This is a genomic window from Psychrobacter sp. TS_SC_6 (assembly GCF_056156305.1).
In genome coordinates this window covers 299068-318542 of the sequence record NZ_CM149590.1, presented here as the reverse complement: position 1 = coordinate 318542, position 19475 = coordinate 299068, and the positions used below count along the sequence as shown (strand labels likewise).

15 protein-coding genes and 1 tRNA gene are annotated in these 19475 nt (G+C 41.8%); all 16 read right to left on the bottom strand.

Annotated features, from left to right (window positions below; translation table 11 throughout):
* Nucleotides 1–245: 245 nt before the first annotated feature.
* Nucleotides 246–719 (bottom strand): type IV pilin protein, encoded by a 474-nt coding sequence (locus AC0J5Y_RS01415; protein WP_475131199.1) that lies wholly within the window; start codon nucleotides 717–719, stop codon nucleotides 246–248.
* Entirely contained in the window at nucleotides 719–1267 is a 549-nt protein-coding gene (locus AC0J5Y_RS01410) for a type IV pilin protein (protein ID WP_475131198.1), read from the bottom strand. The genes AC0J5Y_RS01415 and AC0J5Y_RS01410 overlap by 1 nt, the downstream gene beginning before the upstream one ends.
* Before the next feature lie 12 nt (nucleotides 1268–1279).
* Nucleotides 1280–5419, bottom strand: a complete 4140-nt coding sequence (locus tag AC0J5Y_RS01405) for a pilus assembly protein (RefSeq protein ID WP_475131197.1) — start codon at nucleotides 5417–5419, stop codon at nucleotides 1280–1282.
* 32 nt (nucleotides 5420–5451) lie between these two features.
* On the bottom strand, nucleotides 5452–6312 hold the full coding sequence (locus tag AC0J5Y_RS01400; RefSeq protein WP_475131196.1) for a PilX N-terminal domain-containing pilus assembly protein: 861 nt from the start codon (nucleotides 6310–6312) through the stop codon (nucleotides 5452–5454).
* A 22-nt stretch (nucleotides 6313–6334) separates the two neighbouring features.
* Entirely contained in the window at nucleotides 6335–7336 is a 1002-nt protein-coding gene (locus AC0J5Y_RS01395) for a prepilin-type N-terminal cleavage/methylation domain-containing protein (protein ID WP_475131195.1), read from the bottom strand.
* Nucleotides 7336–7902 (bottom strand): type IV pilus modification protein PilV, encoded by a 567-nt coding sequence (gene pilV / locus AC0J5Y_RS01390; protein ID WP_475131194.1) that lies wholly within the window; start codon nucleotides 7900–7902, stop codon nucleotides 7336–7338. The genes AC0J5Y_RS01395 and pilV overlap by 1 nt, the downstream gene beginning before the upstream one ends.
* Complete coding sequence (locus AC0J5Y_RS01385) at nucleotides 7899–8408, bottom strand: pilus assembly FimT family protein (RefSeq protein ID WP_475131193.1); 510 nt, start codon at nucleotides 8406–8408, stop codon at nucleotides 7899–7901. Before AC0J5Y_RS01385 ends, pilV begins: the two co-directional genes overlap by 4 nt.
* Nucleotides 8409–8710: 302 nt before the next feature.
* Entirely contained in the window at nucleotides 8711–9508 is a 798-nt protein-coding gene (locus tag AC0J5Y_RS01380; RefSeq protein ID WP_475131192.1) for a ComF family protein, read from the bottom strand.
* A gap of 42 nt (nucleotides 9509–9550) precedes the next feature.
* Nucleotides 9551–10963: a phospholipase A gene (locus tag AC0J5Y_RS01375; RefSeq protein WP_475131191.1), complete on the bottom strand. Its 1413-nt coding sequence runs from the start codon at nucleotides 10961–10963 to the stop codon at nucleotides 9551–9553.
* 369 nt (nucleotides 10964–11332) lie between these two features.
* Entirely contained in the window at nucleotides 11333–13498 is a 2166-nt protein-coding gene (locus AC0J5Y_RS01370) for a cytochrome c biogenesis protein CcdA (protein ID WP_475131190.1), read from the bottom strand.
* Nucleotides 13499–13557: 59 nt separating this feature from the next.
* Entirely contained in the window at nucleotides 13558–14118 is a 561-nt protein-coding gene (locus AC0J5Y_RS01365; RefSeq protein WP_475131189.1) for a protein-disulfide reductase DsbD N-terminal domain-containing protein, read from the bottom strand.
* A gap of 269 nt (nucleotides 14119–14387) precedes the next feature.
* Nucleotides 14388–14921: a type II secretion system major pseudopilin GspG gene (gspG, locus tag AC0J5Y_RS01360; RefSeq protein ID WP_475131188.1), complete on the bottom strand. Its 534-nt coding sequence runs from the start codon at nucleotides 14919–14921 to the stop codon at nucleotides 14388–14390.
* A gap of 515 nt (nucleotides 14922–15436) precedes the next feature.
* Nucleotides 15437–16639, bottom strand: coding sequence for a type II secretion system inner membrane protein GspF (gene gspF / locus AC0J5Y_RS01355; protein WP_475131187.1), 1203 nt, complete (start codon nucleotides 16637–16639; stop codon nucleotides 15437–15439).
* An 83-nt stretch (nucleotides 16640–16722) separates the two neighbouring features.
* Nucleotides 16723–17811 carry a hypothetical protein gene (locus AC0J5Y_RS01350; RefSeq protein ID WP_475131186.1) on the bottom strand — a complete coding sequence of 363 codons (1089 nt, stop codon included), beginning with the start codon at nucleotides 17809–17811 and terminating at the stop codon, nucleotides 16723–16725.
* Between the two features lie 283 nt (nucleotides 17812–18094).
* A complete protein-coding gene (locus AC0J5Y_RS01345; RefSeq protein ID WP_475131184.1) occupies nucleotides 18095–19030 on the bottom strand; it encodes a helix-turn-helix domain-containing protein in 936 nt (311 codons plus the stop codon).
* A 356-nt stretch (nucleotides 19031–19386) separates the two neighbouring features.
* A tRNA-His gene (locus tag AC0J5Y_RS01340) sits at nucleotides 19387–19462 on the bottom strand.
* Nucleotides 19463–19475 lie beyond the last annotated feature (13 nt).

The window sequence follows — 19475 nt, the reverse complement described above, 5'->3', positions numbered from 1 at the left end:
ATCTATTTTTCTCTTACTATAGATATTGCATTTACCATGCCAAAATTACAGTTAGCATTATCTTTTTAGCTAAATATCTAATTATCATCGCTATTTATTATTAACCGTTCTCTGCTTTTATTTTATCTAACCTTAAATGTTACGCCCAAGCCACTAAAAACTGTCAGTCTGCCTATCTTGAGTAACGAAAGGTAAAGATAACTGACGTTTTTTGTCAGATTCTCAACATTTCTATTTTATTTATCTTATTTTGTCCATTCTTCACCAGTACCACAGACACTGCCTCGACATTTAATACCTTGATAATTAAGACTCAGATCACCATCGCTTGCCATCTGTGTGCCTGTTTTTGGGCTAGCAGTGATTTTCCATTTAGCAGTCAATGTATTATTAGGCGGTGTTAAAGGTTCTGGGTTAATAGTTACATCATATAGCTGAGTACCCTGCCTTGGATAAGCGATAGCAAAGTCTGTTTTGACACTTGCACTAATATTACTATAGCTGCCTTGTGCCAGTTTACGACTCTCAATCTCTGAGGCAATGTTTTGCATCTCAGTCATCATATCAGTACGTTTTGTCTTAATGACATATCTTTGATAACTGGGATAAGCAATCGCCGCAAGTATGCCAATGATGGCAACGACGATCATCATCTCTATAAGGGTAAAGCCGCGCTGCTGTATCAACGGCTTGTTTAATACATTGTTAAAAACTAACATTACCAGTCCTCTTGTCCAGTGCCACAGTTAGTAGAAGCGATGGTAACTGTCCTATCCTTACTTTTACATTTCACACCCGTACTACTTATCATCACAATATGAGCATTTGAATTTTTAAATGAAGTATTTGGCTCTGCCAGCATCCGCCATGAGCTGCCTGCGGTAGAATAGCCAGTGCCTGTAGGCGCTAAGGTATTACCTGTACTACCATCTACCAACGTAATCATATAACGGTAATTAGTGCTATCGCTACCTTTAGGGACGTAGATAGTCTTATTGTCAGTTGCATCGTATGCGTAACTGATATCGCCATTACTTGCTATCTTTTTGGGTCTGAAGCCTTTATAAGTTAGAGCACTAGCGCGCCAGCGGTTCAGCTCTATATCAAGCTCTTGCATTCGTGCCTGTGCTTGTGATTCAGCATTACGCACGACGAACTGCCGATAAGATGGGATCGCAATCGTTGCTAAAATAGCCACTATCATAATGACTATCATCAGCTCTATGAGCGTAAAGCCTACTTGTCGTTTTAACGCTTTTATATTCATGCGACCATCCTATCAGTCTACTTCGTACCACGTTTTCGGCTGTAGCGTAAAGCGCTCATTAAATATCATATCAGGCGCTGTACCGCTACCCAAAATTAGGTCAGCAGCTGATAATGATTGATTCAAACCTTCAGGTTTCGTCACTGCATTAAACAGGCCTTTATCACTATCAGAACCAAAGTTGACTCGATCATTTGCACGCTCAGCTAACGTTCTTGTGCCGATTAGTAAACGTTGATTGGAGAGCGTTGAGCTACGTGGACCAAGCGTAAGCTCTTGTATCCCTTTACCTGCTCTAATGAAGCCCCCCAAGCCATTCTTAGAGGCATTATCAGCACAAATACCATAAGGCAAACAATACAGTTGACGCTCTGAACCACCGGTGATCTTAGCAGAACAAGAATCCACCGTTCCATAATTCATATCTGGATTATAGACGGTAGTATATAAGAAGCTATCGATCACTGCAGACTTGCCCACACCTTTGGTATACCTGACATTGCCGTAACCGTCAAAGTTCGTCAGAGGAACGTACCAACCATGTTTTGTGCCACCTTGTAATACTGATATGGTCGCGTTTTTTTGTACTGATGTATAACCAGCAGCGCTTGAAGCCCCGATAGCATCAGGCAGCTTGACTAGATTGCTGTTTGCTGAATCATTGGCTGTCAAGTTGGCGATTTTTTGACCGTTAGCATTACTTGCTGTGGTAAAGTTGCTCGCATAAAAGATGTTATCAGCCTTTGTGACATCGGTATCCATTATGCCATACAGCCTATCAGCCTTATTAAGATCGCGTATCTTAGATAAGGGTGAGCTGCGATCCCCTGATATAACATTTACGAGTGCAAATAAACTATTACTAACGGGGTTTCGATAGAAGCTGACGACTGGGCGCTCATAAAAACGGTGGTTATATCTGGTATCAATGCCAGTATAAGTACTTTGAAGAACTTGAGTGACTCGAGTATTAGTAAAAGAGGTTTCAGGTGCGGTATTTGCCATTGCCGTTGCAGAAGGCTTTACAAACCCTGCATTGGTAAAATCAGCACGGAACACTTGACCCCCTAAATCTGCAAAATAGATATGATCCATAAAGCCATCATTGTTGCGATCAAGCGTGGTCACCTCGGCGACGATACTATTTTTTATAGTAGGTACTGTAGTTGAGGCGCTCAAGTCACTAGAAGCCGACCAGATTAATGCACCTGTTTTGGCATTAATGATGTAGACGGCGTTACCTTTTGCCGGTGATGTCGCTGTCAGCGCACAGCCACCCAATATAGAGTCAACCAAACCCACTTGAAAACTTTCATTTTCATAGCACATATCATAGCCACCACCGAATACCAATACATCAGTACCAACATCTGAAGTACTTGTTTTTATTTTAGCTTTGGTAGGTTTTGCCCAAATTTGCCCCATACGACTAAAGCCTGCAGTGGCTGGCGTAATCGTAAACATCATACTCGGATTATCATTATCATTGAGGTTTAGCCCGTAAAATGCTTCACCGCCCATACGCAGCCCACCATAAGCGAATACACCCTTACCCCCTGTCTTATTGACGTTTACCCTATTATTGGACAAATCGTACTTATAGTCAGCAGTGACTAACCAAGGCGCATCAACGCCAAAGTTCGGTGAGCCTACATTAATCTTGGTAGCATCTTTGACAAGAGCTGCTGATTTTTCTGGATCTATCAGCATCTCTCTTGGAATAATAACAAACTTCTCTTTACCCCCATTACCGTTGGTAGTAGGGTCATCCGCATTAACCAAATGCAGACCGCCCTCTGATGAACCAAATAGCACATAGTCATCACGGGTATTGTTGACTCTACCATCAGCATCTAAGTTTGCTGAATAGGACACTGAAGCTGGAGTTGAATGTATCGTCGCTCCTAATACCTTGATAGGTTGGGTCGCATTGGCACTGGTCAACGTCATATCTCTAACACTGACAGTGGTCGCGGGAAGATTGGTAAAACCTAAGAAATTGAGTAGCTTTCTTAGCGTCTCTTGATTGTAGGTAGCCGTATCATTGAAAGAGGTAATATTCAATATGGCATTGTTTACCAACATCTTACCTGCACCATTGACGCTGACTTTTTTCAAGACAGGCGATCTGTCTGTTGTACTGGCCCAATCCTCTACGTATAAATTTCTAACAGAAGCAATGCCAGTAGTAGGCGTGCTCAGTTGCGAGTAGAAACCACCAGATTCTACCTTATCGTTGGCTCCAGGATAGTTTTGATCCGACCACAGATCTTGTGCCGCTGGGTTCAACTCCCCTGCTATATTTTTGAAGAGTTTGGTATTATTCTTACCATAGAGGGTGCCTTCATTTAGGCTGTATTTTTTCATATTGCCTTCCCAAATCACAGCATTGTCAGCGACTTTGGGTTGTATAGTGGGGTAGTAAGCAACAGCGAGTTGACTGTCTGCACGATAAGGATCATCTGGGATGATAATAGTCCCTGACGGCGTAGACGGTAATGTTTGATTCAAGTCACTAACGAAGGTTGTGATACTACTCACAATGTCCTCTGTAGACTGCGCTGAATAAAAGCCGCCTTCACCGAAGCCACCTACCCCTGGCAATGCAGCAGTTGACTTCTCCCCCCAGTTACAGGCGTTTTTTGCATCGGTATTATCAATCTTTTCACAATTATAGAAATCACGATTGGCAGTGATCCCTGTTCTTGGGTTGGTATAAGGCAGATTACGGATGACACGATCGGCTGGAGATCTTTCTGCATCTGCCACTCTATTAACATTAAAGACTGAACCAAATCCAACAACAGCGGTATAAATTTCTCTATCTGTACCTAGAGGATTGATCGTAGGGTCACGCAATGCTTTGGCAAATGCGCCAACTTCAGCCATACCATTGCTATTTTGGCTCCCATTCGGCAGCGTGGCTGTAGGCACACTAAAGGAGGCAGACCCCAAAGCTGACCTCATGAGAGGCAGAGGATTAGGAGAGCTGTTTGGTTCACCATCGGTTAAGAAATAGATACCACGTCCATCACAGCTAGAAGGCGAGGAAAGTGGACTGATATAATTGGGTAGGGATTTTGAGCCAGTGACAGATTTAGTAAAGCCACTAAAACCCCATTCCTCTGAACTTTGGGTTAGATTACTTACTAGGCAGTTATTATTGCTATATACTCCGCATCTTCTAAACGTATAGCCAAGTATTGAAGGAATAGATATTGTGTTATCAGTAAGACCGCTACATCTAGACACATCGGTTGTCTCATTCCAAGCGTTACACACCCGATATGAGCTTCCTCCTACACTGACGAATAATTCTCTTGGGCGAGTAATGGACGTCACTGTATTTTTGCCTAGCATATAGGCGCCAGCCTCGGCATAAGCATTGGCTGTCGGTGTGCCATTGTCCCCTATTAAGGGTGCAACGGCTGCTTTGATGGCGTTACGTTGGGTCTGATCAAGCAGTCTTGCAGGTACCAGTATCTTGCCACTCCTACCATCGGCACTAGTGGGGAGATTATTGCCACCACTTTGACTAGAGAACTGACCAATACCAATGGCCACTTTACTAGAGTCTATTTGGGTATTGTCCATCAACGTAAAAATGGCATCTTTGAGACGAGTTAAGCGATCATAGAATTTATCTTTATAATAATATCTATTGCTAGTACCGGAGGTTACCACGCTGTAATCGTTGCCGATATTAGGGTTATCTATCGCTGTACCGCAAATAGCAAAACTATAATCATTATTACCAGACCCATCGCTGTTGCCACAGCGATACCATTGATTATCAGGAGACAAACGATAAAAGTATCTATTACTAGTCTGACAATATCTTCTAGGATAGACTTGCGTAGAAGGGTCTTCAACCCTGATGGCAGTAGAGGAAACGCCAGATGGTAAATCACAAGCCGTGGCGCCAACAAAAGATATTGCTGAAGACATACTACCGGATGTATCTAACATCATTGTGATGGTCGTCTTACCACCTTCAGCTGCTTTATAAATCTCCAAATCACCGATTTTTTTGCCAGCTACATCAGCTTGCGCGACTGGCAAAGCAAACATAGTAGCCATGGCAACGACTAAGGGCTTCAAAGGTAACGTAACTCTGCCATTAATTGACGATACATTATTTAGTCGTTTCATGACCTTAATCCTCTGTATAATGATTGAACTGTTTAGGGTGTAGTTCTAAGTACGCATGCTGTATTTAGTGATCCTTTACCGAATGGCGTACATTTTGTAGAAGAAGAAACGTTTTCGACATCTGCTTGCTCATATAACATTTTACTAGGTGTACTGGCCTTTAGCAGACATTCGCTCAACGACCTACCCCCTACTGCCACGTTTAACTTGATACTGGTTTGTTCAAAGCATTTACTACTCCCTACTTTAGGCTCTTTATAAGCTGGTAGAGCAGACGTTGCTCGAATATCGAATTTAAACTTTTTGCTTGTTCTGTCCTCAACTTCTTTACCAATGACAACATGTTCAAACGCTTCTGCATTGGCACTAGGAGGAGTAATCGCAATACTCACCTGTGTCATAACCGCCTGCCTGGCACTAGTGTAATCAGCGGCATTTTCATAATTACATACACCGTTATTAATCCCATCGACATACCCACCAGCAGGCACCCTGACTGTTGCACTATTGGTTAAATATCTCTGTGTACGCGGATTAAAACAATAGATAAATTCATTAGCTTTATTATTTTCAAATAATAAAAAATGACCGAGTGCCCCTGTTGCACTTGTTACATCTCGGTATCCATTAGATGTTGGGCTACCATTTACCATGGTCTCTATTTTTTGATTAGCACTATCTGCTGATTGCAGTAATACTGTATTTATCTGATCACTTGTCGCAATCTTAAGATCTGTCGTACTTTGTCTAACTGCAATAGCACCTGCCAACATAATCAGCACTAAAAACAATAACACCACTATTAGCGTTGCTCCCTGCTCCGCTCTCCCGTATGCCAAACCCATATTGATATTTTTTTGTGTCGAACTTGATAAGTCACGATAGTGAATCACTTTTAGTCTCCTTACCAATAGGTTATAGGCTGGTATTTATATTGACTACACGAGCATTACGTAACAACGTTGTGGTTTCATAAGTACTACGGACTTTCTTTTTGCTACTAGTATCTGTCTTTAATTTATTCTCTGTTGACGATTGCCCTAACAAAGCAAATTCTGACTGTTCAGCACTTCCTATAATAGGTGTACTGCCATGAACAATTAAACCGATCTTGACAGAAGTGATTGCTGGCTTATCAGTTGTTAATGAATAGGCACTGCTCGGAAGATAAATGATTTGTCCTGCGTTAGTACCAGTCGTGTACTGAGCGCCTAATAACACCTTGAATTGATCGACATTGACAATAAATTCCTGCCCAGCCTGACCAAATTTTCTTGAATCAGTTGCTGGCATCGTATCGTCTACGCCGCCAGTTTGCTTAATACGCCCTGCATCACAAGCCAATACTAATTTTTTGATAGCGCCAGCACTGGTATCTCCTGTTGCCTGACGTATAAAATAACGCTCAATCACAATATCATTGACAGCAGCAACCGCCCCTTCACAATCTGTCATTGGAGCGCCTGTTATGTTGATATATTGAATCGTCAACTGATCGCTATTGGTATTGGTATTAGATATTCCTGTCCACCCATTCGCACCAACGGCACTATCTCCTGCACGTCTTGTCAGATATCCCGTATTAGGATAAGGATTCGGTTCATTCGGATTCGGAACGCCAATATTAAGACCCGTTAAGACAATTCCGCCATTGGGAGTGGTACCATCAATTCTGGTGGTTGGATTACCAAGGTTTGCTAGGCGAATACTTTTTTCTAATTGTTGTAATCCGAACACACTGGCATCCTGTAGCTCACTACCACTTGCCTGAATACTGCTTGTTTTTACATTGATAAGATATACTTGAATAGCGGCTGCAGATACGATCAAGCCAAGCACTAAAGAAATCATCAGCTCTATTAACGTAAAGCCTGCTTGATAATCATTCATATACTTATTTTTATGACTATATGACATCAGTAAGCCTCCATAATAAAGCACTCTGCGCCGTTTTTATAACTGCCATTTGCATTGGCACAAGCTTTAGCTTCAGTATCACTTAAACCAACTGTGGTGTCTCCCCAACTTGCTACAAAACACTGAAGTTCTTGATTACCTGATGTACCAGGACAGCCATTTGGAACCATACCAATATTGATGTCATTGGCGCTTGCATATGACTTTAATAACAATCCGTCACGTGTTGCAAGTTGGTCAATAGTACAACTGGCTGATGCTGCAGGTGCGGCATTATCACTTGTCAGACAACTGTCTTTAGTTATGCTCTTACTGTCAACACTAACCGTGTCTGAAGATCCATTTATTGCCGTCTTAAAAGCAGCAATACCGCTAGGGTTAGTACGCATCGTCTCTGCACCGCCTCGCATAATAGCTAAAGAACGAGTACGCATCAAACTTTCGTCTGTCGCTTTTATAGCGGACATTTGCATGGCGCTGAACCCTAATACAGCCACTGCTAATAATAGCAATGCGACCATCACTTCAATTAGGCCCACACCCTGCTGTGTGTTAACTGAAGTCATGAGCATACTCCTTCTAATCTTTTGCTAATAATGCCAATAGTACTTACGTTAATAGTTATAGGACTGGATGCATTATTGCTATCACAAATAGTAAAAACTCGCTCATCAGCAGTTTTATTGGGTTTAAATTCAATCTTGGTCACAGTCGCAGCATAACTATCAACTGAGCTAATCGTACTCTTAACATCATATTTATAACTTGCTATATTACTTTCCACCATACCTAAAACAACGAACTCAATTCTGATTACTTTCTTAATGTCATCAAAGCTTAGGGTTAATGGTTGACGCCGAATAACACTCTCAACTCTAGCCTCTTTTAAAGCATTCTCTAACGTCGCAGCAGTCGACTTTACTCTTTGATTGGCAAGCTGAGTACTGATACTAGGCGCGGCAATACTGACAATAATAGCAAGCACAGCAATCGTTACCATCAGCTCAATCAGAGTAAACCCTGAGCTACTTCTATGCAATTTCTGTGGTCGATGGTTAACCGATGCGTTCACGTCAGATTCCTATATAGCTGCTGGCATATTCAAGCAGGGCGGGCTTTACAGTTGTAGTGAATACCTAATATTTAAACAGGCTTTAATATAAAATAGTCAACTATAGCCATGCAATTTTTGTTCCATAAAACAAGTTGTCTAATCAGCTTAAACACTTTACTTTTCTATCTTTAAAGCAGGCTAGCTATTGCCTATTAACCGCCTATGTTTATAGTCTAAGTTATTGTCAATATAGCGTGGGAGTAAAATATTAGCAACATAATAGCAACATAATAGTAATTGCGAATAGATAAAGCTATGTATTAGGACTGGCTACCATGCGCCAATGCATAAGCACATAGATGATATTTATTATTGGAGTTAGAAGTTGTGGAAGGGTAAATTGATAGAATGCGAGCTAAGGCTTGTAAACTTGCTCCTGTAGTTGCCACATCATCAAATAAGATAAGGCGTTTAACAGGAGAAGTCTTTAGTAAAGTAAAGGCATTGTCTAAATTACTCAAGCGTTCGGCACGGGTGAGTCCTTGCTGACTGACCGTATTATCAATACGCTTGATACCTTGCCACAAAGGAATGTCCCAATGCTTAGATAAATGCGCGGCCAAAATACTGACAGGATCAAAGCCACGTTTAATGAGACGCTCATCGGTCGTTGGCATAGCGACAATCACACTATTATCATGATGGTAACCATGAGGCCGTGGTAGTTGACGTATCACATGCAACAATAACGGCAGCTTTGTCATATCCTCATGATGCTTAAAGGCTCTAATAGCTTGACGTATAGGATAGTCATAGTAAGTTGCTGCTTGAATGGTGAGCGTCATGCCAGTAGTAATATCAACTTTAAATGGCTTGGGCAACCACGCAATACTGTTATGGCAGCTGGCGCATAGTAGTCCACTACCAAAGCGTTGATGAAATTTCTCAATTATCTTGGCAAAAGATGAGTGCTGATTTGATAAGGAAGGACGTAATGATGAGTGACTTGGTGAGAGCTTTGCTTGGGAAGTACTACGATAAACGGCACATAACTGGCAGCGTAAGTTTATATACTCTGCCAGCCATAGTCCGGCTTGATAAGGCACTAAGTGACGCATGACTTGCTGTCACTATAGGCACCGATATTTAAAGCGCTAATATTACAACCCTTTCCAATCATTGAGTACGATACCAAAGCCGATAGAGGTATTCTCATAGTTATAATCTACGATAGATTCGCCATACCCTTGGAATACCTGCACAAAACCATTAACATTTTTCGATAACGGATAAATATAATCGATTTGCGCAGCGCCTTTATTGGTGCCTGGATTATAGCGCAACGTACCGCTTAGGCTTTGTTGACTCGGTAAATCATATAAGAACTTGATATCGCCATAACCCATGAAATCTTCGATATCTGAATTGTCTTCACTGCTGTCATTTTCATTGTTCACTCGTAACCAGAATCGCGGTATGACAGATAGCTTGCCCCACTCTGCCCCTGCCATCACATAGGCACGGTTCCACGAACGCGATAATGGATCATCTTGACCATTTGAATGATGAATAGCACCTGCTCCAAGCATGCGCAGTCGCCCACCAAAAGGCAGGTTTGCTGTCACAGGCTGGGTCAAAAATATCTCTGGCTGATAATCGGTTGCACGAAATGGTCGTGAATTGTCTTCATTATAAACTTGCCAATGCGACTCTTGAGTATAACCAAACCATAAGTCAGCATTGGTATCAAACAAATCTTCTGCAACTTTGGTCTTTAATGACAATTGAAACTTTAAATCCGTATTACGAGTGTCATTAGATGTAAAAGGCTTAGGATCACGTGATGGCGTACTAGGATTTAAATTGGGATCAAAGGTATAAAACAGCGGCATAAGATAAGTTGGACGATAAGATCTGACTGTCCATGTACCCCGTTCACTGTTTTTATCAAGATCATACGCCAAGCTTAGCGGCGTATATTTTTCAATATCTGCCTGAGTCACCCCAACACTTTCTAATACCTCCGCTTCTCTTTGCGTCAATCCAACCGTATCCAAACTTTCAGTCTCAGCGGGCGGGTTAGTTTCAATATCTTGAGGATAATTGCTCGAAACCTTTTTAGCAATGACATTGTCATTGGCAGTAATGGTACTGGTTTCTTCAGCCAGTATGACTTGAGGGTTGCCTGACAGCGTACTGATAACCGTTTTTGCCAAATCTACTGGCTGTTTACTTGTGACATAACTTGGCGTCTTGCCTTGTTCTGCAACCTTATCAAAGCACGCCAAACGGGCAGAACTGGTCTGTACTTGAGTACATTCAAAGAACAGAGCCGCCTGCTGAGCGATAAAATCTTTGCTTACTGCATCGCTATTTTGCACAGCGATACTGGTATTTATAGGCTGTAAGCTCTTAGCCTGATCTGTATCAGCAGCCTGAGCTTGTACTGTGAAACAAGTGAGCGCTATACCAACAGCGATATGTAGAGAGCACTTAGTCGCTTGAAGTGTTGTCTTTTTTGACATTTTAGGTTTATCTACCGATGGGCGCTGCGAAGTAATATGGGAAAACATAAATATCCTTTATTCCACTGATCATTACTGTCAATAGAATATATGAGATGATTGATATAACCATTAGCATCGACGCTAAACTGGCATAAAAAATCAATATAACTTGGAGATAAAGGGTTACTATTACGCTGAATAATGCGCATTTGGCAATGTTGCTTTATTGTAATGAAAACGTACATACTATACTAGCTTTATTGCTGCATAATATAGCGTTAAATAGATATAAGTAGCATAAAACCAAATGCTTATAATAAGCCTTTTTCTGAGAAAAAATTAAAAAAGCCAACATACTATGACAGTACGTTGGCTCTTTTATAGGAATTATATCAAGGCATTTAAAAGGATAAAATAATATTTCCGATACAACTATTATTTATTTAATGCCGTCAAAGTCTGTTCAAACTCTGCACGACCAATCTCACCCACTTGTTTTTGTACCAATTGCCCATCTTGGTAATACAATAAAGTTGGTGGTCCAAACAACTTATAACGCGCTAAAATTGCCTTAGAATCCGCTGTGGTTTCCGTAATATCGAGCCGTACCAATTGCCAGTCTTGCATTTGTACGGGACGATTGGTAAATAAATTCTTATCCATAATGCGACATTCAATACACCAATCAGCGGTCAAATCGACCAAGACTTTAGGAGTGGCAGCAGTGATAACATCCAATTCTGCCAACGTAGTGATATGCTCATCTGAGTTATTCGTCGCGTTATTTTGAGCGCCAGCTTGACCGTTAGCTGACTGCACTAACATAGGGGCGGCACTTAATGAAGCTAACGGATGTAAGCTATCATCATTACCAAGTGCGGCACCAATCACTAAAGTAGCAGCCCAAATACCAGCTATCAAGCCGATGGCTTGCGATAGCATTCGACCTTTACCACGCCAGCTCCATGCCCATGTTGCCACAACCATAAACCATAATGCCCATACCAGTAACATTACCGACGATATAAAGACGCGCTCTATTAATAGTAACGCTACGGCAAATAACAATAAGGCAAAACCTTGCTTGACCCAGTTCATCCACTCGCCCGCTTTTGGTATAATTTTGCCTTGGGTCGCACCAATCAAAATCAGTGGCGCTGACAAGCCAAAGCCTAGCATAAATAGGGCAGCAAAACCCAATAGCGGATTACCAATCGTTGAGACAGCAAGCAAAGCGCCAAATAATGGTGCAGAAACACAAGGCGATACTACCAATGCTGATAAAAATCCAGCAGCTAAACTGCCACCAGCGCTACCTAGTTTACTATCGCCTGCTTGGCTTAAGCCCTGCATCTTACTACTGATAAAATGCGGCAAACGAATGGTAAATACTTCAAGCATGTAAAGGGCTAACAAAACAAAAACGATTGCAAAACTAATGAGAATAATGGGATTTTGTAACCAGCCGATAATACCGAGTGACTCACCAAATATAGCAATGACAGCACCAAGTATTCCGTAAGCAATCGACACCCCAATCGCATAACTCGTCGTTAAAATGACACCTTTTTTAACCGTTGGATTTTGCTGACGGGCGACAATATTTGCAACGATAGGTAACATCGGTAGAACACACGGCGTAAGCGCTAAGCCAAGCCCTGCCAAGAATAGTAACCCTAATGCCAACCAAGGATGCTTGGCTAAGCCAAACGGATCGCCATCAGCCAAATTATCTGCGGTAGCTGGCGTATCATTTGTCGGAGCAACATTGTCTGCTAACGGTGTATCAGCGCCAGAAATCGTATTGGTGGCGCCAAGCTCTCCATCTAAAGCCTCATCTTCTAACAACGCATAATCAATCACCTCATCATCAGTCGGCGCTTGTTCTGCTGCCAGACTATCAGCAACCGCTGCATTTGACTCGGCGGTGTTTTCATTATCGATCAGACTATTGGTATTAGCAGCCTGTTGCTCAGAGGTACTGCTGCTATTTCCTGCCATTTGCGGCGTTGTAGCTGCGATATCAATCGTCGTTTTTATTTTTTCAGGTGGGTAGCAAAGTCCTGCTTTGGCGCATCCTTGCCAACCAATCACCACCGCTGCATTATCGATATTTTCGCCACTGCTTAGAACAGTCGTGGCTACCATATTAGCTTGATCAAATACTGGCACTTTACCAAAAGTGGGGTCATCAATTAGGACAGGCGTTTGACTAAAAGTAAATGGTGCTGCGCTAACGCCGGTAGGTAAAGTAAGTTTCAGCTGATTTTTATAAACATAGTGCTTTGGAGTGATATCAAAATTAATCGATAACTGAGTGCCAGCTTTGACAGCTTTACTGCTACTCGTGACTTGGAAGGCTTTATCCACTGACAGAAATTTCGATTGTCCAGCGCTTTGATTGCTACTAAAAAGATCGCCCAATCCTGCTGCCTGCGTTGCAGTCAATCCTACAAATAACGAACTACTCGCAATAGTTAGCGCCAGTAAATAAGACTTCTTTGGTACTTTATTTACAACTGATGACAAATTCTTTGAAGACTGATTTCTTGTGGAGACTGTTTTGAGTGACGAAATGCTTTTTGCTGTCTTAATGGACATAAAGGACTACCTATTATAACGACTATATAAATCAACCTACTTGCGCTATCTATTGGTGGCTAACGTTTGACTGCAATGTTTAACGTGGTTTTGATTTTTTCTGGCGGATAGCATAGTCCAGCTTTAGCACAACCTTGCCAGCCAATCATGACCGGCACATTCTTTGCCGCTTTACCATTTTTAGTCGTCATTATAGTCGTTGCTACAACGGTCTGTTGCGTAAATACGGGTACCTTGCCAAAGGTTGGATCATCAATAGAAACCGGCGATTGGCTAAAGGTAAATGGCGAAGCACTGATACCTTTTGGGAAACTCAAGATCAGCTTATCTTTATACACATAATGACCTGGTGTGATATCAAAAGCGATCGATAACTGCGTGCCTTTAGCCGTCGCTTTGGTACTACTAGTCACTTGAAATGCCTTGTCAACGGGCAAAAATTTTGATTGCTGAGCACTATTATTACTAAACAACTCTCTCAGACCTGCAGCTTGAGTCGCAACAGACGTCATTGACAAAGTAGTCATCAAAGCAGTCGCTGTTATAGCAAGCAAACAAGGCTTTTTAGTTGATTGTTTATTCATGTTGGTTGAGTTCGATTTTGATGTTTCGATAGACATATGATTACCTTAGATTACTAGAAGAACAGCTGTTTTTTTACAATCAATAGAAAATAGTCAATCGTTTTAATAATAAATAGTAGGGTTAAGATTCCGTTTATCTGAATTTAAAGTTAGTGATATTTATAGTTAGCGATAGTCATAAAAAATATCAACCAATAACGTCTTATTGGTTGATATATTAGTCTCATTAAAGATGCTTTTAGCGCCAAGGTATTTATCATGGTATCGCTTACAAACAATACCTAAATAACTGAGTAGACTAGAGCTTATAGCTGAGCATAAAGATCAGCATCCTGCCCTTCTCCGCCCTGTTCACCATCAGCCCCTAGAGAAAATAAATCATAAGGTCGACCTTCACTACCTGGAGCAACATATTGCAGCTCGTTTTCCCAGCCATCCGTTGGATACCCGCCTTTAATATAACCACCATCAGGATAGTTCTTAGCTTCCGCTGGTGGCGTGGTAAGTGCTTCTAGACCTTGAGCTGTCGTCGGATAGCGCGAATTATCTACTTTATACATATCTAGCGCATTTGATACTGTTGATAGCGCTGTTTCAGTGGTTTTAACCCGTGCTTTATCACTTTGTCCGACCACCTTTGGCACCACTAGACCAGCAAGAATGGCCAAAATCACAATCACCACCATAATTTCAATCAAGGTAAATCCTGATTGGAGATGGCTTACGCGCTGAGTGCTTGATAAAGCAACAGCTTTCTGACTTCGCGCTGCCGCTAAACACTCTGGCGTATCATCCATATCACTTGGTGAAATCGTACTTACTCGAATATTATCAGTCATAGTCATCGCTTCTGGCGTCGCTTTTCGCGTCAAGGTTATATAAATAATGAAAATGGCGTTTAAGTTACCTTTATCGTCACATTCACAATAGGCATATTTACAGTGTCTTAAGGAGCACTGAAACGATTATTACTATAAACCATGGTTTTACTTTTATCCAGCATTGAAGGCAGGTTGTCATTTGGATCAATGTGTTATTGATAATCTAGGATGACCAAACTTTTGAAATAGCGTTTGACTGTTACTTATAACGGATACTTACTATAATGCAAGGTTATATTTGACAACAGCAAAAGCGTTGGTCAGTCAATAATATACAACAGTAAGCAAAACTTAAGAAACGTAGTCACATTTGAAGTCACATTGTTAGAATATAAGTAAAAAAATAAACCAAAGCATCAGAAGTATATAAGCTGTATTTGAAAATAGAAAGTATGGGAACAGAAATGCCGTTAAGTATACGGATGATAAAACAACTGTTACTAACAGGACCATATATTTAAGGTTAATAAAAACTAGCCAGCCAAGTCATTCATATTCACAATTGGCAGCATCACCGCCATTACGATAATCATAACTACCACACCCATCAGTACCAGCATCAAAGGCTCAAGTAATGACAACAAGGTACTGATAAAATTGGTGGCTTCTGCCTCTTGCATATTGGCAGCACGGCTAAGCATGTTTTCAAGCTCGCCCGAGTTTTCACCACTTTTAATCATTTGCACCATCATCGGTGGAAAATAGGGTGATTTGTCTAATTGACTCGACAGACTTGAACCTTCTGTCACTCTATCCGCAGCGGTAATGATGGTTTTTTGAATATGCAAATTGGTGGTGACCGCAGCACCGATATGGAGCGCCTCAATCAATGGCACACCTGAGCGCACCAATATCGCAAGCGTACTGGCGAAGCGCGCCGCATTCAACCCTTTCGATAAGCGTGCCAGTATAGGCAATCTTAGCACGGCACTATCTATGGCAAGTTTGCCCGCTTGCGTCTGAGCGAAGCGATAGAATAAAAACGCTGTTCCTGCCAACACCAGCAGCATCAGCAACCACCACTGGGTGATAATATTTGATAAGCTAAGGACAATTTGGGTAATTAAAGGCAGAGCTTGTTCGGACTGCTCAAACACTTTGACAATTTTTGGTACTACAAAGCTCATTAGTCCCATAATTACGCCAACTGCCATCACCATCAGCACGATGGGATAAACCATAGCGCCTTGTATTTTTTTCTGTAAGGCAAAGCGATTTTCGGTGTAATCGGCAAGCTGGTTTAAGATCAAATCCAAATGACCAGATTTTTCTCCAGCTGCAATGGTAGCAATATATAGTGGCGGAAAGCTCGCCGCTTGCTGCAAAGCGCGCGCCAAACTGAGACCTTCTAGGACATGCGAGCGCACGGCAAGCATCAAAGATTTGATATGGGTTTTTGGCGATTGTTTGGCGACAGCTGCCAAAGTTTCCTCTAACGGAATACCAGCAGCAAGTAACACAGATAGCTGGCGGGTAAGTAGTGCCAACTCATAAGCAGAGGGTTTTTTATAGCGGCTTTTATGTTGACTTTGCCTATCATTGACGGCGTTGACTTCGACAGGCGTCCATTGTTTATCACGCAGCTGCTGCCGTACTTGCCGCGCAGAATCACCTTCAAGCAAGCCTTTTTGGATGCCGCCGCGATCGTCAAGCGCTTTATAATGATAAGCGGGCATAGCAGCGGATATCCTAAGACGGTCAAAAGTAAAAGAGGATGGATCAAGATTTGAAAAGTTGGCTTATTAAAAGAATAGACGACTTAAAGAAGCGGCGTAGAATCGTTACTATCCGGCATCAAGCCTTGCAATAATAGAACATCTAAATGCTGTTGTTGTAGCTTTTTATCAAAATCATTGACTTCAGCGATCAGCATACGCTCAATGCGCTTATCACTGGCAAACACACTGAGACGTGCACAAATGACCGCCAATTGATAAATGCGTTTTTTACAGTAACCGTCTAAACCTTGTAGCAATCTGACCATGTGCGGGGTTTCAAGGCTGGCATAATCATAGTCACTCACCACATCCTGACCAAGTGCTGTCACGCCATAAGTAATAGATAAATGGGCGCAAAAATAACAGCTGAATAAATAGCCAACCACATGTCCGATATAATAGCCACGATCGTAAGTAAAGCTACTGACGCCAAAGTGCCCGAGCACATAGCTGTTCAAACTGCCTTGATCAAAGATAGGTTTATTATGCTTCAGCTTGCCGACGGTGGCAAAGCATAATGGATTATGTCCATCCTGTGTTGTCAACTGCCAACCTGCAGGTTGCTGAGCTGGCATATGGCGTACAATATCTTCGATGATGTCATCGACCACATGTAGCTGCTGCCATAAGCGCTCAATGGCATCCGTATCCATCAAACCGCGTTTATCAAGCTGCTGTGCAAGCAAATATTGCTGGTATTCGGCAAATTGTGTTTTGAGGGTATGTACAAGATAGGTCGGACGGATAGCAGCAGAAGCCAAATATAATTGCTGCGTGCGCTCATGCTGAGCCCGATAAAGTGTCACGCGCTGAGTAGCAATACTACTGTCACTTGCAGAGATAGATGAGCTTTGGTTTATCAGAGTATGATTAGCAGTATTTATATTAGCGGGGCTGGCCTCTGTCAAGCTGCCCTCAGCATTTGGCAAAACAAATAACGCTAATAATGCTGCTTTATCAAGCCGAGTAGTCATACCTGCCTGTGCGCTAGTTCCCTGCTGAAGATTTGAGTCGTACTGATTATTGTTAGCTTTGGCTCTGCTATTAAGTTTGTCTTTATGATTAATGGACGCAGAAGAATCTTGTAGATCGTTTGATTCTACGCTTGGTTTTGCGGTCGGTTCAGTCATAAAACACCATCAGCTGCAAAAATAAACATCACCTAAGTCATACTATATTCTGGATAGACCATAATATATAAGCATAAAAGATAGGTCGCTAAAACACGGTCGCAACTAGGCGACTTATTACGTCATTGTCATTCCATAGTACCTGAACCTACACTCATTGTCAGCTGTGCAAGATCGAAATGCTAATGATGAAAAATTATTATCAAATAGATGCTGTTATATCACTGACTCAATTTAGAAAATATCACGCAGCTTGGATGACTATTTATGTGTGAAGTAGCAGCTAAGCAAGGTTTTGTTTTTGATATTGCTGGCGGTACGCTTTTGGCGATATGCCATACACGCGCTTAAAGGCTTGGCTAAAGGTTGAGTCTGAGGCATAACCCACCAGCTCACTAATACGGCTAATACTATTTTGCTGCAAGCGCAAATAACGTGCCGCCAGACGCAAACGGTAGTCAATCAGATAGGTCAACGGTGGCATACCAACCACGTCTTTGAAACGCTGCGCAAAACTCGAGCGTGACATACCTGCAACTTCAGCAAGCTCATGAATGCTCCAGTTTTGGCTTGGATTTTCGTGCATGGCAACCAATGCCTTGGTTAAAAACGGGTCTTTCATGGCTTGTAGCCAACTGTCCGTGGCTTCAGGTAAACTTTCGATATAAACCCGCAAACACTCAATCATCATAATACTTGCCCAATGATTGATGATCGCTGTCTTACCCATCCGCTCATGCTCAGCTTCTAACGTCAGCAGTCGAATCTCAACATCAATCACCTCAAACCGACCATCAGATTCATCGTTAATTTCAGGCAATATCGTTGGTAGCACTGATAATAAAGGACGAATCATCTCTTTATCGTACTTGCATTCAATCAGTATCAAAGATGATTGAGCATCACCATCGCCCTGAATATCAAGCACTTGTTCCATGCAATTAGTAAGCAACTCATCCAAAGGTTTGGCACTCTCACCATGATGGTTAAGCGCGTAACTGACATGATTGTGCGCGCTAGGTATCATGATAATATCGCCAGCATGCGCTTCTCTGAGTCCACTGCCCATATCAATACAAAAGCTACCGGACATCACCAAATAAAACACAATCGTATCTTGTCTAGTGAGTGAGTAAGACCAATTGCCTGTACCATTTAAGCGATAGTATTTCGTATCGAATAAATGTACATTTTGTAGTAACACACTTAATGCGTCCATTAACCATTTCCTCAATAACAGCTGCTCAATAACGCGCCACTTTAATAAAAAAATCGCATTACTATGAGGATCGATTTTATTTAAAAATATAGTACTACTGAGATGAATTTTTCTTTGACAGTACAGCCAATGTACCTTTATAAAGCCCTTACTACACAAGACATATCATAAGAAAAAATGATAACAAATGCCAGTAGACTGTTAGATCATGGACGATTGAAAAGCTTTAGGACTATCACAGAGGCAAAAGACATAAAATAGACAGGTACAAAAAAATGCCAAAAATGGCAGTGGCTTTTTTTAGATGATTTTAATATAGATATAGAATATAAACGGAAGGGATACAGCAAAAAAAATGGGGCGACTGATGGGACTCGAACCCACGACAACCGAGATCACAACCCGGGGCTCTACCAACTGAGCTACAACCGCCATAACTGTTGCC